A 1,418-nucleotide genomic window follows, 5' to 3' on the forward strand; every position below is an offset into this window, starting at 1 on the left:
CTGGCGCGGGTAGCTGCCGAGTTTGCGCAGCATCAGCGAAGCCGTTACCGTGCCTTGCTTGATGGAGGTGGCCAGCCGCAGAATTTCATCCCAATGGGCGCGTATTTGCTTGATGTTCAGCCTGTCGCTGCTAATCATCGGCTTGAGCGCGTCATAGGCGGCATCGCCCTTGGGGATGAATAGCTTGGTTTCGCCCAAGTCACGGATACGCGGCGCGAAGCGAAATCCCAGCAAATGCATCAAGCCAAACACGTGATCGGTGAAGCCTGCCGTGTCGGTGTAGTGTTCCTCGATGCGCAAGTCCGACTCGTGGTACAGCAGGCCATCAAGCACGTAAGTTGAATCACGAATGCCCACGTTGACCACCTTGGCACTGAAGGGCGCGTACTGGTCGGAGATATGGGTGTAGAAAGTCCGTCCTGGACTGCTTCCATACTTCGGGTTGATATGACCAGTGCTTTCTGCTTTGCTGCCGGTTATGAAGTTCTGGCCGTCCGACGATGACGTGGTGCCGTCACCCCAGTTGCCGGCGAAGGGTTGCCGAAACTGCGCATTCACCAGCTCGGCCAGCGCCGTCGAATAGGTTTCATCGCGGATGTGCCAGGCTTGCAGCCAAGACAGCTTGGCGTAGGTGGTGCCAGGGCAGGACTCGGCCATTTTGGTCAGACCCAGGTTGATCGCGTCGGCCAGGATCGTCGTCAACAGCAAGGTTTTGTCCTTGGCCGTGTCGCTGGTCTTCAGGTGTGTGAAGTGGCGGGTGAAGCCCGTCCATTCATCGACCTCCATCAGCAACTCGGTGATTTTGAGGTGCGGCAGCAGCATAGCTGTCTGGTCGATCATGGCTTGCGCGGCGTCTGGTACTGCCGCGTCCAGCGGCGTGATCTTCAGGCCTGACGCGGTGGTGATGATGGCATCCGGTAAGTCGTTGGCCGCAGCCATGCGGTTGACTGTGGCGAGTTGCGCCTCCAACAATTCCAACCGGTCATGCAGGTATTGGTCGCAGTCGGTGGCCACTGCCAGCGGCAATTCGCTGGCCAGCTTCAAAGTGGCGAACTTCTCGACCGGCACCAGGTATTCGTCGAAGTCCTTGAACTGGCGAGAACCCTGCACCCAGACATCACCGGAGCGCAGCGCGTTCTTCAGCTCCGACAGGGCGCATAACTCGTAGTAACGCCGGTCGATGCCGTCGTCGGTCAGAACCAGCTTTGCCCAGCGCGGCTTGATGAATGCGGTTGGCGCATCGGCGGGCACCTTGCGCGCGCTGTCGCTGTTCATGCCGCGCAGCATGTCGATGGCATCGATCACACCCTTGGCGGCGGGCGCAGCCCGCAATTTGAGCACGCCCAGGAACTGCGGCGCGTAGCGGCGTAGCGTGGCATAGCTTTCACCGATGTGGTGCAGGAAATCAAAGTCGGCAG

General features: G+C 59.7%; 1 protein-coding gene. It reads right to left on the reverse strand.

The annotated features are described in order from the left end of the window. The coding region (locus tag R8N46_RS24735; protein ID WP_318189713.1) for a Tn3 family transposase at positions 1-1,418 on the reverse strand (1,418 nt) is incomplete at both ends.

The sequence above is a fragment of the Vibrio sp. 1874 genome (assembly GCF_033344395.1).
Classification (GTDB): domain Bacteria; phylum Pseudomonadota; class Gammaproteobacteria; order Enterobacterales; family Vibrionaceae; genus Vibrio; species Vibrio alginolyticus.